This window comes from Saccharothrix carnea (genome assembly GCF_003014735.1).
Classification (GTDB): domain Bacteria; phylum Actinomycetota; class Actinomycetes; order Mycobacteriales; family Pseudonocardiaceae; genus Actinosynnema; species Actinosynnema carneum.
In genome coordinates this window covers 133,776-160,209 of the sequence record NZ_PYAX01000004.1, presented here as the reverse complement: position 1 = coordinate 160,209, position 26,434 = coordinate 133,776, and the positions used below count along the sequence as shown (strand labels likewise).

14 protein-coding genes (1 of these 14 running past the window's edge) are annotated in these 26,434 nt (G+C 70.8%); 11 read left to right on the top strand and 3 right to left on the bottom strand.

Annotation, left to right across the window (positions count from 1 at the left end):
* The first annotated feature begins 135 nt into the window (after positions 1-135).
* From B0I31_RS12510 to B0I31_RS41695, 3 genes are all read left to right on the top strand, one after another.
* Positions 136-1,530 (top strand): glycoside hydrolase family 10 protein, encoded by a 1,395-nt coding sequence (locus B0I31_RS12510; RefSeq protein WP_106615537.1) that lies wholly within the window; start codon positions 136-138, stop codon positions 1,528-1,530.
* 188 nt (positions 1,531-1,718) lie between these two features.
* A complete protein-coding gene (locus tag B0I31_RS12505; protein WP_342751478.1) occupies positions 1,719-2,759 on the top strand; it encodes an NAD(P)-dependent alcohol dehydrogenase in 1,041 nt (346 codons plus the stop codon).
* A 127-nt stretch (positions 2,760-2,886) separates the two neighbouring features.
* Positions 2,887-3,972, top strand: a complete 1,086-nt coding sequence (locus B0I31_RS41695) for a phospholipase (RefSeq protein WP_245949839.1) — start codon at positions 2,887-2,889, stop codon at positions 3,970-3,972.
* A gap of 106 nt (positions 3,973-4,078) precedes the next feature.
* Here the strand turns inward: B0I31_RS41695 and B0I31_RS12495 are convergent, their stop codons facing one another.
* The gene (locus B0I31_RS12495; RefSeq protein ID WP_106615535.1) at positions 4,079-4,858 is read right to left on the bottom strand and encodes a TetR/AcrR family transcriptional regulator; all 780 of its coding nucleotides are present in this window, start codon (positions 4,856-4,858) and stop codon (positions 4,079-4,081) included.
* Between the two features lie 107 nt (positions 4,859-4,965).
* Here B0I31_RS12495 and B0I31_RS12490 point away from each other — a divergent pair, with 107 nt between their 5' ends.
* On the top strand, positions 4,966-5,685 hold the full coding sequence (locus B0I31_RS12490) for a DUF2306 domain-containing protein (RefSeq protein ID WP_106615534.1): 720 nt from the start codon (positions 4,966-4,968) through the stop codon (positions 5,683-5,685).
* A gap of 243 nt (positions 5,686-5,928) precedes the next feature.
* On the opposite strand, the gene B0I31_RS12485 is transcribed toward B0I31_RS12490, so the two are convergent.
* On the bottom strand, positions 5,929-8,385 hold the full coding sequence (locus B0I31_RS12485; RefSeq protein WP_106615533.1) for a WD40 repeat domain-containing protein: 2,457 nt from the start codon (positions 8,383-8,385) through the stop codon (positions 5,929-5,931).
* A 105-nt stretch (positions 8,386-8,490) separates the two neighbouring features.
* On the bottom strand, positions 8,491-9,231 hold the full coding sequence (locus tag B0I31_RS12480; RefSeq protein ID WP_219910683.1) for a methyltransferase: 741 nt from the start codon (positions 9,229-9,231) through the stop codon (positions 8,491-8,493).
* Between the two features lie 1,420 nt (positions 9,232-10,651).
* Between B0I31_RS12480 and B0I31_RS12475 the strand changes: the two genes are divergently transcribed.
* The 7 genes from B0I31_RS12475 to B0I31_RS12445 all read left to right on the top strand — a co-directional run.
* The gene (locus tag B0I31_RS12475) at positions 10,652-11,506 is read left to right on the top strand and encodes a 3-hydroxyacyl-CoA dehydrogenase family protein (protein WP_106615532.1); all 855 of its coding nucleotides are present in this window, start codon (positions 10,652-10,654) and stop codon (positions 11,504-11,506) included.
* 46 nt (positions 11,507-11,552) lie between these two features.
* Positions 11,553-12,578: an HAD-IIIC family phosphatase gene (locus B0I31_RS12470; protein WP_106615531.1), complete on the top strand. Its 1,026-nt coding sequence runs from the start codon at positions 11,553-11,555 to the stop codon at positions 12,576-12,578.
* Positions 12,571-12,867: a phosphopantetheine-binding protein gene (locus tag B0I31_RS12465; RefSeq protein ID WP_219910682.1), complete on the top strand. Its 297-nt coding sequence runs from the start codon at positions 12,571-12,573 to the stop codon at positions 12,865-12,867. Before B0I31_RS12470 ends, B0I31_RS12465 begins: the two co-directional genes overlap by 8 nt.
* Positions 12,860-14,008, top strand: a complete 1,149-nt coding sequence (locus B0I31_RS12460) for an acyl-CoA dehydrogenase family protein (RefSeq protein WP_106615530.1) — start codon at positions 12,860-12,862, stop codon at positions 14,006-14,008. The genes B0I31_RS12465 and B0I31_RS12460 overlap by 8 nt, the downstream gene beginning before the upstream one ends.
* An 81-nt stretch (positions 14,009-14,089) precedes the next feature.
* Positions 14,090-24,019 (top strand): hybrid non-ribosomal peptide synthetase/type I polyketide synthase, encoded by a 9,930-nt coding sequence (locus tag B0I31_RS12455; RefSeq protein ID WP_106615529.1) that lies wholly within the window; start codon positions 14,090-14,092, stop codon positions 24,017-24,019.
* Complete coding sequence (gene fabD / locus B0I31_RS12450; protein WP_106615528.1) at positions 24,016-25,263, top strand: ACP S-malonyltransferase; 1,248 nt, start codon at positions 24,016-24,018, stop codon at positions 25,261-25,263. The genes B0I31_RS12455 and fabD overlap by 4 nt, the downstream gene beginning before the upstream one ends.
* Positions 25,260-26,434 carry the 5' end (the start) of a type I polyketide synthase gene (locus tag B0I31_RS12445; RefSeq protein ID WP_106615527.1) on the top strand. 3,385 nt of this gene lie beyond the right edge of the window, so only the first 1,175 of its 4,560 coding nucleotides appear in the window; it begins with the start codon at positions 25,260-25,262; the stop codon falls past the right edge of the window. Before fabD ends, B0I31_RS12445 begins: the two co-directional genes overlap by 4 nt.

Genomic DNA, 26,434 nt, shown 5'->3' with positions numbered 1-26,434 from the left:
TGACCCGCCCTACTGTCGGCCGCGTTAACATTCGGGGGGTTAGTCGAAACTTTCGAAGTGGATGGTCCACCGGCCGCCACTTGCCCGGCGTTCCACCGCGTGGCCGGTCCCGACACCGATGTCAGGAGACGACACATGTCAGCACCAGCAGGCCGTGCACGGCGCGTCCTCGCCGCGACAGCCGCCGCCGTCGTGGGCGTGCTCGCCGTCGGCATGGCGGTGGCCGCGCCGTCGACGGCCGAGCCCGGCCCGACCCTGGGACAGCTCGCCGCCGCCAAGGGCCGCTACTTCGGCTCCGCCACGGACAACCCGACGTTGACCAACGCGCCCTACACCGCGGTCCTGGGCAGCGAGTTCAACCAGATCACCGTGGGCAACACCCAGAAGTGGCAGTACACCGAACCCAGCCGCGGCCAGTTCGACTACCGCCAGGCCGACCAGATCGTCGCGTTCGCCCAAGCGCACGACCAGATCGTGCGCGGTCACACCCTCGTGTGGCACAACCAGTTGCCCGGCTGGGTCAACGACGTGCCCGCCGGTGAGCTGCTCGGCGTGATGCGCAACCACATCGCCAACGTGGCCGGCCACTACAAGGGCAAGGTCGTGCACTGGGACGTGGTCAACGAGGCGTTCGAGGAGGACGGCACCCGGCGCCAGTCGGTGTTCCAGCAGAAGATCGGCGACAGCTACATCGCCGAGGCGTTCAAGGCCGCCCGCGCCGCCGACCCGAACGCCAAGCTCTACTACAACGACTACAACGTGGAAGGCGTCAACGCCAAGAGCGACGCCATGTACAACATGGTCAAGTCGTTCAAGCAGCAGGGCATCCCGATCGACGGCGTCGGCCTGCAGGCCCACCTGATCCTCGGCCAGATCCCGAGCACGGTGCGGCAGAACATCCAGCGCTTCGCCGACCTCGGCGTGGACGTCGCCATCACCGAACTCGACATCCGCATGCGCACGCCCCGTGACGCCACCAAGGACGCCCAGCAGGCGGCCGACTACCGCGCCGTCGTCAACGCCTGCCTGGCCGTGACCCGCTGCGTCGGCATCACCGTCTGGGACTTCTCCGATGGCCACTCCTGGATCCCCTCGGTGTTCCCCGGTGAAGGCGCCGCGCTGATCTACGACGAGAACTTCGCCAAGAAGCCGTCGTACTGGGCCGTGTACGAGGCCCTCGGCGGCACGCCGGTCACGACCACGACCACCACGGGCGGCAACACCTCCGGCTGCGCCGCGACCTACCGGGTGGTCGGCCAGTGGAACGGCGGTTTCCAGGGCGAGGTCACCGTCCGCAACACCGGCACCGCCGGCATCACCGGCTGGACCGTCAGGTGGACGCTCGCCGAGGGGCAGCGGCTGGGCAACGTGTGGAACGGCGTGGCCTCCACCACCGGCCAGGAGGTGACCGTCCGCAACGCGGGCTACAACGGCACCCTCAACGCCAACGGCACCACCACGTTCGGCTTCATCGGCTCGTTCGCGGGCAGCAACCCCGCCCCGTCCGCCATCACCTGCACCACCGCCTGATCGGCAGCCGGGGCGGGCGCGACGTGACGCGACCCGCCCGCCCCGGGCCGGCGGGTGAGGACACCGCGCTCGACGCGGTGGGTGGGCCGGTGGCCGAAAGTACGACGCCGGCCCCGGTCTTCCGGTCGGTGGAGCCGTGGCCGGATGCCCGATGATCCGGCGCCGTCCTCCCGGCCACCATCTGTGGCATGACGATGACGACGCCCGAGGGGGCCACCCGCCGATCGGTCCGCGGAGGCACGATGAAGGCGATCACCCAGGACCGGTACGGATCGCCGGACGTGCTGCTGCTCAGCGAGGTCGACCGGCCCGCGCCCGCGGACGACCAGGTGCTCGTGCGGGTGCGCGCCGCGACGGTGAACGCCCGCGACTGGCACGTGATGCGCGGCGACCCCTACCTGGCGCGGCTCATGCCCGGTGCGATGGGGCTGCGCGGGCCGCGGGCCAGGATCCGGGGCACCGACTTCGCCGGCGTGGTGGAGGCGGTCGGCGCGCGGGTGACCCGGTTCCGGCCGGGCGACGAGGTGTACGGCGAGGCGGACGGGGCGTTCGCCGAGTACGTGTGCGCGCCGCACGACGTCGTCGAGCACAAGCCGGCCAACCTGACGTTCGAGCAGGCGGCGGCGCTGCCGTTGGCCGCCAACACCGCGCTCATGGGACTGCGCGACCAGGGACGGGTGCGGCCGGGGCAGCGGGTCCTGGTCAACGGCGCGTCGGGCGGTGTCGGCACGTTCGCCGTGCAACTCGGCAAGTGGCTGGGCGCCGAGGTGACCGCGGTGTGCGGCACCAGGAACGTGGAGCTGGTCGCCTCGCTCGGCGCGGACCACGTCATCGACTACAACCAGGACGACTTCACCCGCGACACCGGTCGCTACGACGTCGTGTTCGACCTCGTGGGCAACCACTCGTTGACCGCGCTGCGACGCACCCTCAAGACCGGGGGCACGCTCGTCCTGTCCGGCGGCGGCGTGTCCACCGGCGGCAGCCTCTTCGGGCCACTGGGCCTCATCGTGCGGGCGAAACTGGCGGCTGCGTTCATCCGCCGGCACCGGGTGCTCGTCCTCGACGCGTGGCCGGACAGGGAGAACCTGGCGACACTGGCGGAACTCGCCCAAGCGGGCACGCTGGTGCCGGTGATCGACCGGACCTACGGACTCGGCGAGGTGCCCGACGCCATCCGGTACGTCGAGGACGAGCACGCCCGCGCCAAGGTCGTGATCACGGTGTGAACGCCACTCCCACCACGTCCAGACGATGTCCAGTCCCCGTCCAGCGCCCGCTGGGAGCGTGCCGGCAGGAGGCGACACGGACGGGGTGGACATGGGATCGAAACCGATCAACAGACGAATTCCGGCATTGACAGCGGTAGTGGCGCTCGTGCTGTTCGGCGCGCTGGGGAACACGCTCCCGGCGCACGCCGCGGGCGCCCCGGGCCTCGGCGAGCAGGCGGTCACGGCGGCACCTGGTGTGTCCGAGCAGAAGCCGGACGGCGCCAAGCGACCCGTCGGCCCGCGCTCGGTGGCCGAACTCGCGAACGGCTCCGCGATCGCGCTGCGTCCCCAAGCGGCCGGCAAGGCACCGGGCATGGTCGGGGGCGCGCAGCAGGAGGACGCGGGCTGCACGCCCTACATCAGCGGGACGATCAGCAAGGTCGGGCTCAGCGTGCGGATCGACTACCTGGCGGAAGTCCTCTGCAACTTCTACCTCGCGGGTGCCGGGCAGGCGTACCTGATCGAGCGGACGTCCGGCTCGCCGTACAACGGGCAGGTCGTCGCGGCGGCGACCCCGTTCTCGTTCGTCAACGGCTACTACGGCTACAGCTACGGCGCGGTGATCATCGACGGGTACGTCTACGACGGCGGCGCCCGGATGGAGGTCGGGTTCAACCTGGCGCTGCAGGCGTTCAACGGCGGCATCTGGACCGGCTGCCTCGCGCTGCCGAACGGGCTGCGCTACCTGAGCGCGTGCTCCGGCCTCGGCACCGGCACCGTGTCGGTCGCGGTCGGGTCCGGCGAGGTGTCCACCGGCCTGGCGCCCAACCGGCTGGCGGTGCTGGAGAGCCTGACCTCGCCCGGTTCCGGCAGCTACGACGCGTGGAACATCGGGCGGTTCTACCCGACCTACGCGGCGTACGAGTTCGACTGGAGCACCAACCTCTGCAGCTGGGCGCCGGACAACCCGCTCGGGTTCACGTTCGAGTCGGCCTGCGCCCGCCACGACTTCGGATACCGCAACTACAAGGCGGCCCAGCGGTTCGCGGCCAACAAGGCCCGGCTCGACCTCGCCTTCTACGGCGACCTGCAGCGGGTGTGCGCCACGTACCCCGACGCGGTGCGTCCCGCCTGCGACTCCCTGGCGAAGGTCTACTACGAGGCAGCACAGGCTTTCGGGTACCGGACCGCCGCTGTCGAGCGGGTCGACGGCCACGGAGTTCCCGCCTGACTCCACGCCCGACCCGACCAGTCGATCGACGAGTTCCTCAAGGCGGAGTCCTCGGGCTCCGCCTTGAGGCGTCCGCCACCGACCACCGCACGAGAACGCGAGCCGCTCAGCCGCCGCGGGCCTTCGCCGCCACCCAGGCCTCGACGCCGTCGAGGAACCGGTCCACCCCGAAGCTGAGCTCGACGGGCAGTGCCCGCCCGTCGCCCCGCTCGGGCGCGGAGCGGTCGCCGGTGGTTTCGGCGGCGTGGACGGCCGCCAGCGCGGGGTAGGCGTCCGGGTCGATGAGCTCGGCGAGCGCGTGTGCCAGTTCGGCTTCGTTGTGCGGCGACCCGTCGGCGGCCTGCGCGCCGGCCATGTCCATGGTGATCTGCGCGGTGCCGCGCACGACCGCGGTCAGGTGCAGGGCCGCCGCCCGCGCCTCGCCACCCACCAGCCCGGCCGTCAGCAGGGGCCGCAGCAGGCGGTCGAGCCACGCGAGCTGGTTGGGCCCGATCGGTGCGTGGTCGAGCGGGACGCGGAGCAGCCAGGGCCGGGTCTGGAAGCCGGCCCACAGCGCGCCGACCCACTGCCGGACCGCGTGGCGGAAGTCGCCTGTGCCGTCGAGTTCGGGTGGTGGCCCGGCCGCGACGTCGGCCACGACCTCCAGCAGCAGGTCCTTGCTCGGGATGTGGTTGTAGAGCGACATCGTCGAGTAGCCGAGTTCGGCGGCGATCCGCTGCATCGACAGCGCCTCCAGCCCATCGGCGTCCGCGACCCGGACCGCGGCGTCCGCGATCTGCGCCACGGTGAGCTTCGGCCGGGGTCCGCGCCGGCCCCGGGAGCGCCCGGCCCACAGCAGCGTGAGGCTGCGCTGCAGGTCGTGACCCTTGCTGTCGTGCGTCGCCATGCGCCATCCCGTCCGTGTCGTCGCCGCCATTCTAAAACTATGTACGTCATACGTTTTGATGTACGTTGTACGTAGTTTCAGTCCGGCCACCTCACGAACGGATCGTCATGACCCACACGACGAACGCACCTCCCGCGGCACCGCCCCGCCGTGCCCCGGCCTGGTGGCGCCGCCCCTGGATCGTCCCGCTGCTGCTGGTGGTCGCGGCGTTCCTGGCCTTCTCCGTACCGCCCTACCTGACCTTCGACCCGTCCCTCTCCCGCCTGGAACCGCCGGAGGGCGACGGCCTCTACTACCCGTTGCTCGTCGCGCACGTCCTCTTCGGCGCCGTCGCGATGACGACCGCGTGCTTCCAGATCTGGCCCGCGTTCCGCGCACAACACCCGCGTGGGCACCGGATCACCGGCCGGATCTACGTCTTCGGCGGGGTGTTGCCCGCCGCGCTGCTCGGGTTCTACATCGGCTGGCACACCGCGGCCGGCCCCTCGGTGCGGGTGGCCAACCTCGTGGGCTCGGCGCTGTGGCTCGCGGTCACGATCGCGGGGCTGCGGATGGCCCGCCGGCGCCGTTACGGCGAACACCGGAGGTGGATGTCCCGCAGCTTCGCGCTCACCATGTCGATCGTCCTGAGCCGAATCATCAACGTGGTGGCCACGATCGCGCTCATGCCCCAGGTGGACACCACCTACCGCGGCAGCGTGGAACTGGTGCAGTACAGCGCCGCGAGCATCGGGCCCTGGCTCAGTCCCCTGCTCCTGCTGCTGCTCACGGATTGGCTGCTGGAACGCCGCAAACCCGCTGCCGGCCGTGTGCGCAGAGGACAGTAGAGCAGGCAGTACCCGGCCGGTCAGCGGGTGGGCCGCGACCTGCGCCTGCTCGGGCGCGTCCACCCGGTACCGGAACGTCGCCCGGTCGAAGCGGGCCGGGATGCGCAGCGCGAGAGCCCGTTCGCCCGGCTCCGGCGCCGGGGCGTCGCCTCGCGACCGGAGGCCGGCTGACAGGACCACCAGGATGGCCACCGCGAAGAGGCCGTGCGCGCCACGTGCGGCCTCCCGGTCCGCGGCGGGGTGTCAGCGCAGGAGGATCACCGTGCAGCCGTAGGCGTCGCGGATCGCGAGTCGGTCGTCGGCGCCGAACGCCAGCCCGAGGACCGGCTCGTGCCACTCGACCGTCCGCCTGGTGCCGTCCTCCACGTCCACCACGGTGATGGCACCGGCTCTCGTGGCCACCGCGCACACGGCACGGCCGTGCAGGCGGCCGAACGCCAGTTCCAGGGCGTCGAAGTCCTCGGGTACCTCGACCTCGTGCCGCACGGTGCCGTCCACCGGGTCGACCAGCCGCACCGTGCCGGGCCCGCGTGCGGCGACGACCCGGTCCTCGCCCCACCGCAGCAAGCGGCCGTCAGTGCCGAGGTACGCGTCGACCACCAGCAACGCGCTCTCCTCGATGTCCCACACCCGGAACGGCGCACCGCCGCCACCGGCCGCCAGCACGGCCCGCCCGTCCATCAGCCCGGTGGTCATCGCGCCGTCCCCGTGCGGCGGCGGTGGAGCGGCCCGGCCCTCGGTGGTGCCGGTGGGGTCGAGCGTCCACAGTGAACCGTCCTGGAAACCGGCGCACAGCAGGCGGCCGTGCGCCGTCCAGGTCAGCGCGGTCACCGCGGGGCCCGTCCACTCGGTGAGCGCCCGCTCGCCGTCCGGCTCGTAGAGCCTCCACCAGCCGACCCTGCCGTCGGCGAGGCCGAGGCCCAGCACCGGCACCCCCTCGACCTCGCCCCACGCGAGGGCGAGGATCGCGCCGGCGTCCACGGGTTCGTCGTGGACCTCGCCGGACCACGTGCTCCACAGCCGGAGCGTGCCGTCGCCCGTGCCGATCGCGACGTAGAGCCCGCTGTCGGTCATGACGGAGGCCAGCGACTCGACCGCCGCACCGGTGCCGGGCAGCACGTGCGGCTCGTCCCCGTCCGGGACGCGGTGCACGCGGACCGTGCCGTCCGCCGTGCCGACGACGAGCACGTCACCGACCGACTCCAAGGCGCGGACCGCTCCGCCCGCACCGGTGATGCCGGAGGGCCGGTCCGGTTCCGCGGGGTCCCACAGGCGGACCGCGCCGTCGTCACCGCCGGTCGCCACGCGGGGCCCATCGGGGTGGTGGGGGAGCCACACCACCGCGTTCACCCGACCGTCGTGCGCGTGGTCCACCGGTACGTCCCGCATCCAGGTCCCGGGGTGGAGCAGGCTCGTGCCGGGTTCCCAGAAGCTCAGCGAGCCCGCGTCCCCGCCGCGCGCGACGCCCACGCCGTCCGGTGTGATCCCGACTGCCACTGCGGATTCGGCGTCGACGTCCGCGTACCGCATCCCTTGCCGCAGCACGTCCACCTGCTCCAGCGTGTCCGGGTCGAGCAGCCGCAGCTCGTCACCCGCGGCGGACAGCACCACCTCCCCGGCGTCGGTCGACGCGTTGGTGAGCGACCGGACCGGGTGGCCCCACGGAGGCAGGTCCAGCGGCCGGGACGTGCCGTCCGGTGCGCACAGCTCGACGTCCGCCGACCCACGGGCGACCACCAGGCGGTCGCCCTCGGCCGGGCGCACCCAGTCGAACAGGATCGGGTAGCCCGGCCGCACGGGCGGTTCGGCGACCAGTGCCCCGGTAGCCGGGTCCCACAGCCGCACCTCGCCCTCCGCGGTTGCGGTGGCGAGCGCCGCCGCGCCCCACGCCAATGCCACGACGACACCGTCGTGGGCGGTGAAGGACGACGCGCCGTCCGGTCCGTGCACCGCGACCCGCCCGGCCGCGGACCCGGCGGCGAGCAGCCGACCGGTCGGGTCCCAGGTGAACGCGGTCGTCAGCTCGGCCGCCGGGCGCCGGGCGAAGTCGGACCACAGGCGCACGCGCCCGCGCTTCCCGGCGCAGGCCAGCACCGGTCGGCCCGCCACCTCGCCCCACGCCAGCGCGGTCACCCCGTCCGGCGTGCGCAACGTCCGCGGTTCGCCGTCCCACACCTGCGCGTCGCCGTCCGCGGTGCGGGTGGCGAGCACGGCACGTCCGTCGACCTCGCCCCACGCGAGCGGTGCGGTGCCGGGGAACGACGCCACCACCGCGCCCTCGACGTCCCACAGCCGGACCAGGCCGTCGTCGACGGAGCCCGCGAGCACGTCCCGCCCGTTCCAGCGACCCCACGCGAGGTCGGTGACGACACCGCCGGGAACCTCGATCCGTCCGGTCTCGACGCCGTCGACCGGGTCCCACAACCGGATCAGGCCGCGGTCGCCGTGGCCGATCAGCCCGCCGTCCACGACCAGCCACGTCCGGGTGGCCGTCACCGGTTCGTCGCTGCCCTCGCCGATGAGCTCGTCGTTGCCGCTCGTGGCGAGCACGGCCCTGCCCGCGACGTCGCCCAGCGCCGGTGGGCCGCTCCACACGTGGGCCGACAGCGTGAACAGCCGCGTGCCGTCCGCGACCCGCCACGCCCGGACGTCGCCGTACGAGGCGTTCAGCACCACCGGCTCACCGGCGAGGCCGGCCACACCGCCCCACGACTGCCGCCAGTGGGTTCGACGTGAACCGGGTGCGGCGGGCCGCGGGGTCGGCCGGGACGTCGGGAGCACGGGATCCGGGCGACCCCAGGTCGGTCAGATCAGCTGGAACTCGTAGATCGACGACTCGATGTGGACCATGCCGTGCTCGTTCGCGGCCGCGGCGATCGCCGGGGTCCACCCGATCAGCGCGCCGGGGATCTCGATCCGGTTCGAGTGGTGCTTGCGCACCAGGAAGCCCATCCTCACCGCGAGGGCGACGATGGCCTGCGGGTCGCCCATGGTGTCGCTCGTGTTCATGTAGATGCGCCCACCCTCGACCAGGTGCGGTTTCACCTCCTGGAAGAACCGCTGGTGGATCGAGTAGCCCGGGTCGAACACCGACTGCTCGATCGGCCGGTCGTAGGTGCGGTCCTCGCGCGCCCGGACGAGCGGCGGGTTCGACACGATCAGGTCGAACACGTCGTCCGGCCCGAGTTCGTGGAACAGGTCGCTGGTCAGCGCTTCCACCTTGTGCCCGACGTCGTGCGCCTTGGCGTTGAGCTCGGTGTTGGCCACCGCGGCCGGGTTGATGTCGGCCGCGACGACGCGCTCGCAGCCGCTCCTGGCGGCCATCACGCTCGTCACCCCCGCACCGCACCCGATTTCCAGGAACCGCGTGCCCGGACCGAGCGGCAGGGAGGAGGTGAAGACCTCGGTCGCCGGGTCGGGCGGCCACACCTCGGGCAGGACGGTCCAGTTCAATCCCATGAGCTGTTTGGTGCCGCCGACCTTGAGGAGATCATCGGCCTGGGCGACCAGCCAATCGCCCACGTCTTCGGCAAACGTTCTGTCCACGGTTGTTCCTTCAAAGTCGGGAGTTTCGCCGGGGCGAATCGGCGATGGACCACGAGTCGGTGCCGGGCGCGCGCGGGAACGCGCGAAGAACCCGCGAAAGCCCCCCTTCGGCTGGGGGCATGTTAGAGGGTGCCCGGGAACGCGACAAGGGTGCGTTCGACCCCTTGCGGGTATGACTTCGGGTTAACGCGTGGTGAACACGTTCCGATACATCGGGGGAGAGGGCCGGTGCCTGCCGGCGGCATTTGTCGGCGACCCGTCCGCCCGGCGATGGCGAACGCTGTTCGGTGGACGTGGGAGTGGGTCGGACGGATTTGAAAGTTTTTCTGGTTCGACCCTGGTTCGAGCAGGTTGGTGGATTCCCTGCGGCGCGGGCGTCCGGCCTGGTATGGGGGTTCCGGTCGGTGGGTCGACCGGGTCCGGTGCACGGCGTGCTGACCTGCGGAAGGGATCGACTCCGGTCGGGGTGGAGTGCGGCCGGTCAATCCGAGCCAATTGAGACGACGTTGGTCCGAATGAGGGATTGGGTGGTCATCCGGCCACTTCCGGGCCCGTCACGAGGTAGGCCGTGGCAGTTCCATTGCCCTTCTCTTAACTTCACACAAATCCACGTCGAATCCCGGGGAAAGGCTGTCCACGGCGGTGTCGGACGTCCCCCTAGAACGTACCCGCGGACCTGGGTTCGGATCGACGCAGGGTGACGAGGCGACCTCGCAGCGTGGTAACCCAGGGCGGCTCGGTGCAGGTCAGCGCCTCAGTGTCCGGCTCGCTGTCCTGACGTCGCTCACCGCGGCCGTCCAGCCCGCGGGACGTGCCGGGTACCGACCGGTGGGCCGCCGCGGGCTCGAATGTGAGTACTCCGCAGGGTTCGGGGAAATCCCTGTGGCACAACGGTTCCGCTAGTCCAGGCGTGGTGGACTAACGTCGGGATGAAGATCCACTTCCGGTCCCGGCGGCATTGCCGCGCACCAACCGTCAAGATCGACTTCGGTGGTCCGAAGTGCGCGACTCGTTATCTGCATGACTTCTCGGTCGCTACCGGGAATGTACGCGCACGTACGGGCCGCAATCGTGCGACTACCTCCCGTAGCTTCGGTGAAACCTTTACGTGCCTGCGGCGTTCTGTGTATCGTCCCTCGCACGGAAGGTACTAACCGGACGTAGTTCGCAAACGGCGTAGTGAAAGCCTCCTCCTGGACGAATGGCCTCCGGAGGGGTTGATCTCGCATGGTTCGGGCGAGCTGGGTCCGCTTATTTCGGATGTGCGGGTCCGAAGGATGGGGTAATAGGGCGCGAAGTCTCTCCGCCGACGTTGTGCCAGCCCTTGGCGTCACGTCGGCAGGTGGCGCGCGCGGAATAACGTGTGGGGACGTTAGGGCGCGCTGCGCGCACTCTCATTCATTACAGGGGCGACTGGGGCATGGCGACAGTAGGAGTTATCGGCGCGGGTGTGATGGGCAAGGACGTGGCCATCACCTGCGCGGCCAACGGTTACGACGTTATTTTGTCCGATCACGATCCCGCGGTGCTCGCCGCGGCACCTCGGGACGCCCGTCAGCTCGTCCGGAAGTTCCGCATGATGTCGCCGACCACGGGCTCGTGGAAAGCCGACGAAATCCTCGGCCGCATCCGCTTCAGCGCCGACCTGGGCGACCTGGCCGAGGCCGACTGGATCGTGGAGAACATCGTCGAGGACCTGGCCGCCAAGGAGCGGCTGTACCTCGACCTGCGCGACGTCTGCGGCGAGGGCGTGAAGGTCGCCGCGAACACCAGCTGCATCTCCATCACCAAGCTCGGCGCCGCCCTGGCACGCCCGGAGGACGTCGTCGGCATCCACTTCATGAACCCCGTCCCGCTGCTGGAGTGCGCGGAGGTCGTGCGCGGCTTCCACACCTCCGCCGACACGATCAAGCGCGCCGAGGAGTTCGTCGGCTCGCTCGGCAAGCGGTCCATCGTGGTCAACGACATGCCGGGGTTCGTGTCGAACCGCCTGTCGCACCTGTTCATGAACGAGGCCGCCTTCCTGGTGCACGACGGGGTCGCCGAGCCGGAGCAGGTCGACGCGATCTTCAAGCTGGGCTACGGGCACCGGATGGGTCCGCTGGAGACGGCCGACCTGATCGGCCTCGACACCGTCGTGAACTCCCTGAACGTGCTCTACGAAGAGTTCCAGGACAGCAAGTTCCGCTGCTGCCCGACGCTGAAGAAGATGGTCGCCGCCGGTCTGCTCGGCCGGAAGAGCGGTCAGGGGTTCTACACGTACTCGGCTCGCTGAACCGCAGAACCGCCGAAGCAGGGTTCACATTGGGAGACGTCGATACATGAAGATGGTCAAGTGCGTCGTGTGGGACCTCGACGACACGCTGTGGCACGGCACCCTGTCCGCGGGAGACGACCTCGTCCTGCGTGAGGGTGTGGTGGACCTGGTCAAGACGCTGGACGCCCGCGGCATCCTCCAGTCGGTGGCCAGCAAGAACAACCACGACGACGCGATGCGCAAGCTGGACGAGCTCGGCCTGGCCGAGTACTTCCTGTACCCGCAGATCAACTGGAACAGCAAGTCCAGTTCCGTCGCCGCGATCCGGCAGAAGCTCAACATCGGCATCGACACGATCATGTTCGTGGACGACCAGCCGTTCGAGCGCGACGAGGTCGCCTTCGCCCACCCCGAGGTCGAGACGGTCGACTCGGCGGAACTGGCCACGCTGCTGACGATGCCGCGCCTGAGCCCCAAGGTGGTGACCGAGGACGCGAGCCGTCGTCGGCTCATGTACCTGGAGGACCAGGCGCGCAGCGAGGCCGAACTGGACTACCAGGGCGCCGCGGACGAGTTCCTCGGCAGCCTGGGGATGATCTTCCACATCTCCCGGGCCAAGGGCGACGACCTGCGCCGGCTCGAAGAGCTGACCGAGCGCACCAACCAGCTGAACTCCACCGGCATCCAGTACTCCTACGAGCAGCTCGACGAGCTCATGCACAGCCCGGACCACGACCTGTGGGTGTGCGAGCTGACCGACCGCTACGGCTCGTACGGCAAGATCGGCATGGCGCTGGTGGAGAAGCAGGACGACCGCTGGACGATCAACCTCCTGCTGATGTCCTGCCGGACGGTGTCCAAGGGCGTCGGCACGGTGCTGCTGTCGTTCCTGCTCAAGCAGGCCGCGGAGAACGGCAAGCGCCTGTTCGCCCGCTTCCGCCGCACCGACCGCAACCGCCAGATGCTGGTGACCTACCAGCTGGCGAACTTCCGCGTGGTGTCGCACGAGGGCAGTGACTACCTGTACGAGAACGATCTCGCGGTGCGCCAGGAATACCCCGAGTACATCAAGGTCGAGATCGATGCATGACGAGGCGGTGGTGAACATGGCAGACGTCACGGTGGCGGACTACGCGGCCAACATCCGGGCCTACCTGCGGGAGAACATGACCGCGTTCAAGGACGTCGAGCTCGACGACGAGGACAACATCTTCGAGCGCGGCTTCTTCACGTCCTTGTTCGCCATGCAGCTCCTGCACTACGTCGAGTCGACGTTCGACGTCGAGGTGCCGGACGACTACATCATGCTGCGCAACTTCAGCTCGGTCCGCCGCCTCGCGGACATGGTCGCCGACCTGAAGCGAACATCAGGTGAGTGAGGTCGACCGGTCCGACGTCATCGCGAGGGCGCGGTCGTTCGCCGAGACCGAACTCGCACCGCGGGCCGCGGAGTTCGACCGCGAGGAGCGCCTGCCGCACGACGTCGTGCGCAGGATGGCCGACGAGGGCTTCCTCGGCGCGTCGATCCCGGCGAAGTGGGGTGGCCTCGGCCTGGACCCGTTGGCGTACGGCGAACTCACGGAGATCATCGGCAAGGCGTGCGCCTCCACGCGGGCGCTGCTGACCGTGCACACGTCCATCGTGGCCACGACGCTGCTGGAGCTGGCGTCCAAGCGGCTCAAGGAGAAGTACCTCACCGCCCTCGCGCGGGGCGAGAAGATCGGCTGCTTCGCGCTGTCCGAGGAGAACGCCGGGTCCGACGCCGCCGCGGTCGAGACGACCTACACCGGGAAGGGCGACACCTTCGTCCTCAACGGACGCAAGAAGTGGACGTCCTTCGCCGGGATCGCCGACCTGTTCCTGGTCATCGCCTCCGACAACGGTGTCACGAGCGCGTTCGTCGTGGAACGGGACATGCCGGGCGTGGAGACCCGGCCCATGTCCGGGTTCCTGGGCAACCGGGCGACGCACATCGCGGAGGTCTCCTTCGCCGACGTCGAGGTGCCGGCGGAGAACCTCATCGCGGGTATCGGCGCCGGCTTCGGCTTCGTGGTGAACACCGCCCTGCTGCACGGCCGGTACAGCATCGCGTGGGCGGGTGTCGCGCTGGCGCAGGCGGCGCTGGAGGAGATGTGCTCCTACGCCACCCGCCGCGAGCAGTTCGGCGTCAAGATCGGCACCCAGCAGCTGGTGCAGAAGATGGTCGCGGACGCCGTCACGAACGTCGCCGCCGCACGGGAGCTGTGTCGGCGCGCGGGCCGCTTCCTCGCGCCGCGCAACGCCGACGCGGCCATGGAGACCAACATCGCCAAGTACTTCTCGTCCACGATCGCCCAACGCGCGACGTCGGACGCGGTGCAGGTGCTCGGCGGGAACGGGTGCTGGTCGGGATTCCCGGCGGAACGCCTGTTCCGGGAGGCGAAGATCCTCGAGATCATCGAGGGCACCTCGCAGTTGCAGCAGGTCATGATCGCCGACTTCGGCTACAAGAAGTACGCCAGGAAGAACCAGAGCCAATGAACCGTGTCAGATCCCGCGCGCCGCGAACACACCGGAGGCCGTCATGGCAAGCACCCCGTGCGACCGGGAGGTGAGGCGGCGATGACGATTCCCTGGATCCTGGGCGCGCCGAGCGAACAGGCGCTGCGCGACGTCGCCGGGCGGTTGCGCGATTTCGCCGTGGGCGGTGGCGTCGACGCGTGGGACGTGGGTCGCACTCTGGCGACGACCCGTCCGCCGCACGCCCACCGCGCGGTGCTGCTGGGCGCCGGCGACGACTTCGCCGAACCGCTGACCCTGCTCGCCCAAGGGCGGCCGAGCCCGCGGGTGGTCGAGGGAACGGCCACCGACGCGGCACGCACCGCGTTCGTCTTCCCGGGCCAGGGCGCGATCTGGCCGGGCATGGCGGCCGAACTGCTCGACACCGCACCGGTGTTCGCCCGGCGCATCGAAGAGTGCGCCGACGCCCTGGCACCGCACGCGGACTGGTCGCTCGTCGACGTGCTGAGGTCGGACGCGCCGGACCTGTACGAGCAGACGGACGTCGTGCAGCCGGTGCTGTTCGCGATCATGGTGGCCCTGGCCGAGCTGTGGGGGTCCTACGGTGTCCGGCCGCGGGCCGTGGTGGGGCACAGCATCGGCGAGGTCGCCGCGGCCTGCGTGTCCGGCGCGCTGTCGCTGGACGACGCCGCGAAGACCGCCGTGCTGTGGAGCCGCGCGCAGTCGACGCTGGCCGGTCGGGGCGGCATGGCCGTGGTGGCGCTGCCGGTGCACGAGGTGACCTCGTGGTTCGCGGAGCACGGCCACGACGTCGACGTCTCGGGCGTGATGGCGCCGCGCACGGTGGTCGTCTCGGGTGACCGCGCGGTGCTCGCGCTGGCGGCGGAGCAGTTGCGCGCCGCGGGCGTCTACGCCCACGTGACGTCCGTGCCGCTGGCCGCGCACTGCCCGCGGGTCGAGGAGGTGCGGGACACCGTGCTGACCTCCCTGGCGTCGATCACCCCCCGCGCGTCGGACGTCCCGTTCTACTCCGGCATGGCGGGCGCGGCGGTCGACACCGCCGGGCTGGACGCCGAGTACTGGTACCGCAACCTGCGTCAGCCGATGCTGTTCGAGAGCGCGACCAGGGCCATGCTGGCGGACGGCTACCAGGCGTTCGTCGAGGTCACCGCGCACCCGGTGCTGACGTTGGCGCTGCGGCAGACCGCGGAGGCAGTCGGCGTCGCGGTGCCGGTGCTGAACTCCCTGCGGCGCGACGAGCAGCGCCTGGACCACTTCCTGACCTCGCTCGCCGAGGCGCACGTGCAGGGCCTGGCGGTGGACTGGGAACCGGTGCTCGCCGGCCGCGGCCGGACGATCGACCTGCCCGACCTGGACGCACCCGCCGCCGACTCCCGCGCGGACGCCGCGCCCGCCAAGCCCGCAGGCGGCGCGTCGCTGGCGAACCTGGTGTCGCAGCACGTCGCCGACGTGCTCGGCATCGGCACCGAGCTGCGCCAGGACGACTACGAGAAGAGCCTGTTCGAGCTGGGCTGCACGTCGGTCCAGCTGATCAGGCTGCAGAGCGGGCTCGCCCGTGAGCTGGGCGTCTCGCTGGAGAGCACGTTCATCATCGACCACCCGACCGCGAACGCGCTCACCGACGAGCTGACCCGACGGGTCGACCGGGACCGCGCGCCGGCCGAGGTGCGCTCCGGCCCGGTGCCTGCGGCGGGCACGTTCTCCGCCGAGCCCATCGCGGTGGTCGGCATGGCGTTCCGGCTGCCCGGCGGCATCCAGACCCGCGACCAGCTCTGGGAGACGTTGAGCGGCAAGGTCGACGTGGTGCGGGAGGTGCCCGCCGACCGGTGGGCGCACAGCGACCTCGACACCAGCGAGGTCACCACCACCCAGGGCGGCTACCTCGACCAGGTGGACGGCTTCGACCCGCTGTTCTTCAACATCTCGCCCACCGAGGCCGAGTCGATCGACCCCCAGCAGCGCCTGCTGCTGGAGCTGACCTGGGAAGCGCTCGAAGACGCGGGGATGGACCCGACCGCCGCCGGGCGCGACCGGCGCGTCGGCGTGTTCGTCGGCATCTACACCAACGACTACGTCCAGGTCGCGAAGAACCTCGGGCATCCGGCGGAGCGGTACAGCTACACCGGCAACATGGCGAACTCGGCGGCCGGCCGGATCTCCTACACCTACGGCTTCGAAGGACCCAGCCAGGCGATCGACGCGGCCTGCGCGTCCTCGCTGTACGCGCTGCACCAGGCCGGTCGGGAACTCCAGCACGGCGGCTGCGACATGGTCGTGGCCGCGGCGGTGAACCTGATCCTCAGCCCGGAGGGCCACGTGTCGTGGTCGCGGCTGCAGGCGCTGTCCCCGACCGGGCGGTGCCGCAGCTTCGACGACGGCGCGGACGGCTACATCCGCAGCGAGGGCGGCACGGTCGTCGTCCTCAAGCGCCTGTCGGACGCCGAACGCGACGGTGACGACATCCTGGCCGTGATCAGCGGCTCGGCGATCAACCACAACGGCCAGGGCGGCGGGTTCACCGTGCCGAGCGGCACCGCGCAGCAGCGCGTGGTCGAGGCGGCGATGGCCGAGGCGGGCGTCGGGATCGAGGACGTCGACTACGTCGAGGCGCACGGGTCGGGCACGCCGATCGGCGACCCGCAGGAGGTCAACGCGCTGGCCCGGGTCTTCGCGGGCAGGCGGGAGAAGCTGCGCGTCGGCAGCGTCAAGTCCAACCTCGGGCACCTGGAGTCCGCGGCGGGCATGGCGGCGCTGTGCAAGGTCATCGTGTCCATGCGGCACGGCCGGCTCCCGGCGACGCTGCACTTCCGCGAGGGCAACCGGCTGATCGACTGGGACGCCATCCCGATCGAGGTGGTGGCCGACGAGGTGCCGTGGGAACCGGTCGGCGACCGCCGCCGGGCCGGGATCAGCTCGTTCGGCATCAACGGCAGCAACGCGCACATGATCGTGGAGGAGTACGAGCCGAAGGCCGTCCCGGCGCGGTCGACGCCCGGCCTGGCGCGCCTGCTGCCCGTCTCGGCGAAGTCGGACGCGGCGCTGCGCACCGCGCTGCGCAACCTGGCCGAGTGGAGCGAGGGCACCACCGCGGACCTCGCCGACATCGCCCACACGCTGGGGGAGCGGCGCGCGGCCCTGCGGCACCGGGCGGCGCTGGTCAGCGACTCCGTCACCGGCATCCCGGCCGCGGTCGAGACCGCGCTGGGCTCCCTCGCGACCCGGCCCGAGGCCGACGCGGGCCAGGTGTTCGTGTTCTCCGGCCAGGGCACCCAGTACCCCGGCATGGCGCGTGAGCTGTACGAGCACGCCGAGGTCTTCCGGGACGAGCTGGACGAGATCGACCGGGTGTTCCGCCGGATCGGCGACGTCTCCCCGATCGAGGCGATGTTCGGCGACGACGAGGCACCGTTCCGGTCGCCGCGCCACACCCAGGCGATGATCTTCGCCGTCGAGCTGGCGCTGGCCCGGTACTGGCAGGCGCTCGGCGTCGCGCCCTCGGCCGTGATCGGCCACAGCATCGGCGAGTACGCGGCGGCCTGCTTCGCGTCGGTCATGAGCCTCACCCAGGCGGTCGACCTGGTGACCCGCCGGGCGCGCGTGGTCGAAGCGTCCACGCAGGACGGTTCGATGGCGACGCTGCTGTGCTCCCGGGAACGGGCGGAGCAGCTGCTGGCCGACTACCCGGACGTCTCCGTCGCCGCGGTGAACGCGGCCGAGAACACGACCGTGGCCGGTGCCACCGAGAGCCTGGCCGCGGTGCTGAAGGCCGCGCGCAAGCAGCGGATCTTCACCGAGCGGCTGGACGTCACGCACCCGTACCACTCGGCGCAGATGGCCCAGGCGGCGGACGACCTGCACGAGCAGATCCGCCACCACGCGTTCGACCCGCCCGCCCTGCCGTGGATCTCCGCGGTGACCGGCGAGCCGGTCGCGGCGGACTCGCCGATCGACGCGTCGTACTGGAGCAGGCACCTGGTCGAGCCCGTCCTGTTCCGGGCGGCGGTCGGCAGCGCGATCGACGGCGGCGCGCGCGTCTTCCTGGAGATCGGCGCCACCGCCACGGTCGGCGGTCTCGTCGCGCAGGAGTTCGCGGACACCGCGGTCGTCCTGCCGAGCCTCCGGAAAGGACGGTCCGACACCCGGCAGTTGCTGGAGAGCGCGGCCGTGCTGTGGGAACTGGGGCGTTCGCTGGAGTGGGGCAGGCTGCCCGGCGGCGGGTCCGGCACCCTCGTCCGCGACCTGCCGCGCACCCCGTTCGACCGGCGCCGGACCTGGTACTCCGACCGGGCCGGGGAGCAGAGCGGTGAGGTGGTGGCGCGTCCCGTCGTCGCCGAGGAGGAAAGGACCGGTGTGCGGCGCATGGCCGAGCGGGAAGTGGTCGTCGCGTTCGTCAAGCAGTGCATCAGCCAGGTCACCGGTGTCGCCGCGGACGCGATCGACGAGTCGGTCCAGCTGTTCGCGCTGGGCATCGACTCGCTGATGCTGGTCCAGCTGGGCAAGCGCGTCGAGGCGGAGTACTCCCTCGACATCCCGATCAAGGCGTTCTTCGAGTCGCTCTACACGCCGGGGCTGCTGGCCGACTTCGTGCTGGAGCACCGGCCCGCCGAGGCGGCGCCGCTGATCCCGGCCGAGCCGACGCCGTCCCCGCAGCCGGGTGCCGCCGTGGCCCCGGTGGCCGAGGTCCGCGCCCGGCTCGAGGTCGGTGCCGCCGCGCAGGCGCCCGGCATCGAGGGCATCATCCGGTCGCAGCTGGAGATCATGCAGCAGCAGCTGGACGTGCTCGCGGGCGCGACCACGAGTGCGGAGGTCCAGGCACCCGCGCCGAAGGCGAAGACGCGCCGCCCGGCCCCCGAGGCGCGCAAGGTCGGCACGTACACCAACAACATCGAGCTGGTCGACGACCGGCTCACCCCCGAGCAGGCCGAGTTCATCCGCGACTTCGTGGCCCGGTTCACCGCGAAGACCCCGACGTCCAAGGTGTACACCGGTGAGCACCGCGAGGTGCTGGCGGACTGGATCGCCTCGCTCAACTTCAACCCCAGCATCAAGGAGACGGTCTACCCCGTCGTGTCGGCCCGGTCGCGCGGGGCGAAGTTCTGGGACGTGGACGGCAACGAGTACATCGACACCGCGATGGGCTACGGCGTCCACTTCTTCGGCCACCAGCCCGACTTCATCGTCGACGCCGTGCGCGACCAGCTCGACCGCGGCTACGAGCTGGGCCCGCAGAACCGGGTGGCGGGCGAGGTCGCGGAACTGGTCCACGAGATGACCGGCGCCGAGCGGGTCGCCTTCTGCAACACCGGCACCGAGGCCGTGATGGTGTCGGTGCGGCTGGCCCGCGCGGTCAGCGGCCGGGACAAGGTGGCCAGGTTCCTCACCTCCTTCCACGGCAGCTACGACGCCGTGCTGGCGGAGGCCGACGGCGAGGACAGCATCCCCACCTCGATCGGCATCCCGCAGTCGGCGGTCGACGACACGATCGTGCTCACCTACGGCAGCCCCGAGTCGCTGGACCGCCTCCGGCGCCACGGCGCCGAGCTGGCCGCCGTGCTGGTCGAGCCGGTCCAGTCGCGCAACCCGGCGCTGCAGCCCACCGAGTTCCTGCGCGAGCTGCGGGAGATCTGCACCGAGCACGGGATCGCGCTGATCTTCGACGAGATGATCGTCGGCTTCCGGGCCGCGCTGGGCGGCGCGCAGGAGTACTTCGGCGTCGAGTCGGACATGTCGCTGTACGGCAAGCTCGTCGGCGGCGGCATGCCGATCGGCATCATCGCCGGGAAGAGCAAGTACCTCGACGCCGTGGACGGCGGCGCGTGGAGCGACGTGGACGACTCCAAGCCCGCGGTGCCCACGACGTTCTTCGCCGGCACGTTCTGCAAGCACCCGTTGACGATGGCCGCCTGCAAGGCCGCGCTGACCCACCTGCGCGACCACGGCGCCGAGGAGCTGGCCCGGGTCAACCAGCTCACCGCGGACTTCGCGGAGCGCGTGAACGACTACTTCGAGGCGGAGGAAGTGCCGCTGAAGGTGGCGCACTTCTCGTCGCTGTACCGGTACGAGACGGTCGTCCCGCGCGACATGTCGCAGCTGTCGTTGACGCTAAACCTGTTTTTCAAGCTCATGGTGTTCCACGGCGTGTACGTGTGGGAGCGGCGGACCGCGTTCTTCTCCCTGGCGCACACGCAGGAGCACCAGGACCGCATCTTCGAGGTCATCCGGACCAGCGTGGAGGCGTTGCGCGCCGGTGGGTTCGACTTCCGGCGGTCGACCTCGACGGCACCGCGCGGTGTGGCGTCCGGCACGCGTCCGGTCCTGGCGCCGATCGCCGACACCGCGGTGTCGGAGCAGGAGAAGCGGGTCTACGTGCTGTCGCGGATGCGCGGCGGCAACGAGGCCTACCAGATCGTGACCGGCCTGCGGTTCGACGGCGCGCCGGACCGCGAGCGGATCGCCGAGGCGTTCCGGGCGATCGCGCGCAAGCACCAGAAGCTGCGCGGCTACTACGAGATCGACGCGACCGACATCAAGGCGCGCGTCGCGCCGGACGTCACCCCGGAGTTCCACGTCTTCGACCAGGCGAGCGACCCCGCGTTGCGCCGCGAGGACGTCGTCGCGGTGATGAACAGGCCGTTCGACCTGGCGAACCCGCCGCTGTGGCGCTGCGGGATCGTCATCGACGCCGAGGGCACGCACCACCTGGTGCTCTCGCTGCACCACATCATCGCCGACGGCGGGTCGATCGACATCATCCTCGACGACCTCGCCGAGTACCTCGCCCGCGGCGAGCTGGCGGACGTGCGCTCAGCCGGCTACCCGGCGTTCGTGCGGCAGCAGGTCCGCTCGGTCGGCCTGCCCGCGTACGAGGAGCACCGGAGGTGGTGGCTGCGGGAGTTCGAGACCGTCCCGCCGCCGCTGAGCCTGCCGACCGACTCGCCGTACCCGCTGGTGAACGACTTCGCCGGGACGCACCACTACTTCCGGATCGACGACGAGCTGCACCAGGCGGCCAAGGCGGTCATCGAGCGGCACCGCACCACGCCGTTCATCTTCTACCTGTCGCTGTGGTCGGTGCTGCTGGCCGACGCCACGGGCTCCGACGACCTGTGCGTCGGCATCCCCCTGGACCAGCGGATCATCGGGTCGTTCGAGGACACCGTGGGCATGTTCGCCCAGTCGCTGCCGCTGCGCATCCGCCCGACCGCGGACACCCGCGTGCCGGACCTGCTGCAAGCGGTGCGCGACACCAGCCTCGCGGCGGTGGACCACTCGTCGTACTCCTACGACGTGCTGGTCCAGGAACTGGACCTCGACCGCGACTTCGGCCGCAACGCCCTGTTCGACGTGATGTTCACCTTCACCAACGCCCGCGAGCGCGTGCACCGGTTCGGTGACGTCGAGGGCACGTCGGAGGACTTCGGCGTACCGCGCTCGATGTTCGCGCTGTCCCTGGAACTCACCGAGCGCGACGGTGGCCTGTTCGGCGACCTGAACTTCTCCGGCGTGTACGGCGAGCGGCGGATGACCGAGCTGGTCGAGCGGTACGTGGACCTGATCGCCCGGGTCGTGCGCGAGCCCGACCAGACCGTCGAAGAACTGTCCCGGTTGGACGACGAGACCCGGGACCGGCTGCTGGCCTGGGGCACCGGGCCGGTCGTGACGGACGTGCCGTCCCTCGCCGAGCTGTTCGACACGGCGTTGCGCGACCACGCGGGACGTCCCGCGATCCGCTTCGGCGGTGAAGACATCACCTACGCCGAGCTGGACGAGCGGGTGGACCGGTACGCCGGTCTGCTGCGCGGTCAGGGCCTCGGCGAGCGCGACCTGGTCGGGCTGCTGCTGCCGCCGTCACCGGAACTGCTCACGCTGATGCTGGCGGTCAACCGCATCGGCGCCGCGTGGCTGCCGATGGACGTGAAGGACCCGGCCAAGCGGCTGCGGCTGGTGATCGACACCGCCGAGCCGAAGAAGGTTGTGTGCACCGAGGCGCTGGCCGCCGCGGTGGACCTCGGCGACCTCGCGCTGGTGCCGCCGCCGGACGGTCCGCCCGCCGGGCGTGCGGCCACCGCGACGCCGTCCGGGCCGGACGACCTCGCGTACGTCATCTTCACGTCCGGCTCGACCGGGACCCCCAAGGGCGTCACGGTGACGAACGGGTCGCTGGCGAACTTCCTCGTCGGGATGCCCGAGGCGCTCGGGTGGGCCGAGCACAAGGCGGTGGGCTGCCTCACCACCCCGTCGTTCGACATCTTCCTGCTGGAGACCCTGCTGACCCTCGCCAAGGGCGGCACGGTCGTGGTGGCGGGCGAGTCGGAGGTCCGCACGCCCGCGGACATCGCCGGGTTCGTCGCGGCCAACGGCGTCGAGTACCTGCAGATGACGCCGACCCGGCTGCGCCTGCTGTACGCCGACCCCGAGGCCGCCCGGACCACGTTGGCGCGGCTGGAGAAGCTCATCGTCGGCGGCGAGGGCTTCCCCGAAGACCTGCTGCCGCAGCTGCGGGAGCACGGTTCGCTGGGCCTGTACAACGTCTACGGCCCGACCGAGACGTGCATCTGGTCCAGCGTCAAGGACCTCACCGGCGCCACCGGGCCCGTCACCATCGGCACGCCGATCGTCAACACGACGTTCTACGTGCTGGACGACAACCTCCGGCTGGTGCCCGAGGGCACGGCCGGGAACCTGTGGATCGGCGGACTCGGGGTGTCGCCCGGGTACCTGCACCGGCCCGAGCTGACCGGCGAGCGGTTCCGCGAGAACCCGTTCGGGTACGGCCGCATCTACCTCAGCGGCGACCGCGCGCTGTGGCAGGGCGGCGAGGTGCACTGCCTGGGCCGGGTGGACGACCAGGTGAAGATCCGCGGCTACCGCGTCGAGCTGGCCGAGATCGAGCTCGCGATCACCGGGCACGACCTGGTGACCGGCGCGGCGGTGATCGTCCAGCAGCTGCCGAGCGGAAGCCAGGTCATCCGCGGGTTCTACCAGGTGCGCGAGGGCGCCTACCTGGCGCCGGAGGCGTTGCGGGACTGGCTGGCCGAGCGCCTGACCGACTACATGGTGCCCGCGACGCTGTCCCCGGTGGCGGACATCCCGATGACGACCAGCGGCAAGGTCGACCGCAGGACGCTGGAGGCGCGGGCCGACCAACCGGTGGAGACCGGGCGGGCGGACGAGCCGCGCACGGGCGTGGCGCAGGAGCTGGTCGCGGCCTGGCGCAAGGTGCTCGGCGACATCCCGATCGGCTACGACGAGAGCTTCTTCGACCTCGGCGGCAACTCGTTCAGCCTCGTGTTGCTGCTGGAGGAGCTGCACCGGCAGTTCCCGGGCATGCTCGACGTCAGCGACCTGTTCGCGAACCCGACCATCGGCAAGCTGCAGAAGCACTTGGAGTCGAGGCTCGCCCGGCGTGACGCCGACGCGCTGCTGACCGGTTTCGGCGTGCGGCTGCCCGAGTCGTGGTTCACCACCGACGCCACGGCGGACGGCCGGGTCGAGGCCACGCTGCCCGCGCGGACCAGGGCCACCCTGGAACGGCTGCGGAAGGCCGGTGCCCACGACCCGGCGGACCTGGCGCACGTCGCGCTCGCGGTCACGCTCAACAAGGTGCTCGGCGAGGACGAGGTCTCGCTGTGCGTCGTGGACGACGACGGCCGGGTGGCCGTGGTCCGGTTCGACTTCGCCGGCAAGGCCGACCTCGCCGAGGTGCTGGACGACTACCGGCGCCAGCTCGACGGCAACGACCGGCTCGACCTCGAACGGTTCGTCGCCTGCCGCGGCGTCGACCGCACGGTGTCCATCGCGTGCGGCAGCGCCCGGCAGGTGGAGGAGGCCGACCTGCTCGGCCACTTCGACGTCGTGTTCGCCGTCGACGTCGAGTCCGACCCGGTCGCGGTCCGGATCGACTACGCCCGCGAGGTGGACCCCGCGCGGGTGGAACAGCTGCTGGGCGGCCACGTGAAGCTCCTCGGAATCCTGGCCAAGCCCGCGTCGAAGGAGAAGGTGCAGTCATGAAGGATCTCGTGATCGTGTTCCCGGGGCAGGGCTCCCAGTTCGCGGGCATGGGCAAGAAGTGGTTCGACGGGCACGAGAGCGTCCGGGACCGCTTCGCGCAGGCTTCGGACATCGTCGGCTACTCGCTGGCCGACCTGTGCTTCACCGCGCCTCCCGCCGAGGTCACCAGGACCAGGTACGCCCAGGTGTCGCTGCTGGTGCTCAGCTACGCGATGTACGAGGTGATGACCGAGGGTCGCAAGATCCCGGTGTCGTCCATGACCGGGCACAGCCTCGGTGAGATCACCGCGCTGGCCGCGGCGGGCGCGCTGTCGTTCGAGGACGCGGTGCGCCTGGTGAAGGTGCGCGGCGAGGCGATGGAGAGCTGCGTCGCCGAGGGCGGCACGGGCATGATCGCCGCGGTGCGGATGCCGGTCACCGACGTGGAGAAGTGCGTCGAGGACTTCAACTCCGCCGGCCACACCGTGCAGGTCGCCAACTACAACGCCGAGACGCAGACCGTGCTGTCGGGCACGGTGGACGACCTGAAGGGCATGACCGCCCACCTGGAGGACCGCGGGGCGAAGGTGGTCAAGCTCAACGTGGCCGGCGCGTTCCACAGCACGTTCATGGCGAACGCGCTGCCGGAGTACACCAAGGCGCTGGACGCGGTCGAGTTCGCCGAGCCCGCCGTGCCGGTCTACAGCAACGTCACCGGCGAGGTGTACGAGAGCCCCGAGGCGATCCGGGAGGCGCTGGCCGTCCAGCTGACCAGCCCGGTGCGCTGGAGCGCCATCGTGTCGTCCCTGGTGGAGCGCAAGGCCGCGGTGTGGATCGAGGTCGGGCCCAAGCAGGTGCTCAAGAAGATGCTCACCGGCGCCGTCGGCTCGGGCGAGGTCTACAGCCTGGACGAGGAGCCGGAGCAGGTCCACGCGGTGCTCGACCAGCTCGTGGAGCTGAAGAAGCGCGAGCCGGGGCTGGTCGGGCTGTTCCTGGGTGCCGCCGCGGCCACGCGGAACCGCAACTTCGACGCCGAGGAGTACGACGAAGGCGTCGTGGCGTCCTACCGCAAGCTCCAGGAACTGGCCAAGCTCGACCCCGAGGCGCTCACCGACGAGCAGAAGCAGACCGCGCTGGACCTGCTGCTCACCATCATGAGGACCAAGCGGGTCCCCGAGGACGAGCAGCTCGACCGCGTCGAGTCGATCCTGCGGCGCACGGGTGACGTCGGCCTCCGGACGATCGCGGGGGCGCTCGCCACATGACCTCCCTGCTCGGTCTTGACGACCTGGACCTGACCGGACCGCCGGACGACGACTCCGGTGTCCGCGTCACGCACTCCAGCCCGCGGAAGAAGGCCGAACCCGTCGCCATCATCGGGATGAGCGGCCGGGTCGGCGAGGCGGAGGACCTCGACCGGTTCTGGTCGAGCCTGCTGCGCGGCGAGGAGGGGTACCGCGACCTGTCGGACGAACGACGCGCCGACGTGGACGCCTACCTCGCCGCACGCGGCGTGCGGCTGCCGATCGCGGCCGAGCGCTACTCCGGCGGCACCCGCCTGCCCAGCGTGTCCGAGTTCGACTACCGGTTCTTCTCGCTGTCCCGGCAGGAGGCCAAGTCCATCGACCCGAACCAGCGGATCTTCCTGGAGACCGCCTGGGCCGCGCTCGAGGACGCCGGCTACCTGAACAAGGACATCGGCGGCGGCAAGGTCGGCGTCTACGCGGGCATGTCGGCGGACTTCGGCGAGGACTACCGGGCGATGATCGCCGCGGTCGACCCCGGCGCACCCGAGATCGCCGTCGCGGGCAACATCCGGTCGATGATCGCCAGCCGGATCGCCTACCTGCTGGACCTGCGCGGACCGTCGCTGCTGGTCGACACGGCCTGCTCGTCGGGCCTGGTGGCCGCCTACACGGCCTACCGCGCGATCCAGAACGGCGAGTGCTCGATGGCGATCGTCGGCGCGGTGAAGACAGACCTGCTCCCGGTCGACGCCGACGACGAGTCCGGCATCGGCATCAAGGACATCCAGGACACGCTGGCGGGCGACCGCCGCACCCGGACGTTCGACCGGCGCGGTGACGGCACCAGCACCGCCGAGGGTTGCGTCGTGTTCGTGCTCAAGTCTTTGGAACGGGCGCGGCGCGACGGCGACAACGTGCACGCCGTCATCGTGGGCGGCGCGGTCAACCAGGACGGCGCGTCCAACGGCATCACCGCGCCCAACGCCGACGCGCAGGCGGACCTCATCACCGAGGCCCTCGCCGACGCCGGGGTCAGGGCCGAGCAGATCAGCTTCATCGAGGCGCACGGCACCGCCACGCGGCTCGGTGACCCGGTCGAGGTCAGCGGCATCGAGCGGGCGTTCTCCCGGCAGACGGCGCGCAAGCAGTTCTGCGGCATCGGCACGGTCAAGACCAACATCGGCCACAT

Coding starts and splice junctions, on each gene's coding strand:
- B0I31_RS12490 (WP_106615534.1), top strand. CDS start 4,966: ATGACCCACACGACGAACGCACCTCCCGCGGCACCGCCCCGCCGTGCC.
- B0I31_RS12510 (WP_106615537.1), top strand. CDS start 136: ATGTCAGCACCAGCAGGCCGTGCACGGCGCGTCCTCGCCGCGACAGCC.
- B0I31_RS12465 (WP_219910682.1), top strand. CDS start 12,571: ATGCATGACGAGGCGGTGGTGAACATGGCAGACGTCACGGTGGCGGAC.
- fabD (WP_106615528.1), top strand. CDS start 24,016: ATGAAGGATCTCGTGATCGTGTTCCCGGGGCAGGGCTCCCAGTTCGCG.
- B0I31_RS12455 (WP_106615529.1), top strand. CDS start 14,090: ATGACGATTCCCTGGATCCTGGGCGCGCCGAGCGAACAGGCGCTGCGC.
- B0I31_RS12495 (WP_106615535.1), bottom strand. CDS start 4,858: ATGGCGACGCACGACAGCAAGGGTCACGACCTGCAGCGCAGCCTCACG.
- B0I31_RS12475 (WP_106615532.1), top strand. CDS start 10,652: ATGGCGACAGTAGGAGTTATCGGCGCGGGTGTGATGGGCAAGGACGTG.
- B0I31_RS12470 (WP_106615531.1), top strand. CDS start 11,553: ATGAAGATGGTCAAGTGCGTCGTGTGGGACCTCGACGACACGCTGTGG.
- B0I31_RS12505 (WP_342751478.1), top strand. CDS start 1,719: ATGACGATGACGACGCCCGAGGGGGCCACCCGCCGATCGGTCCGCGGA.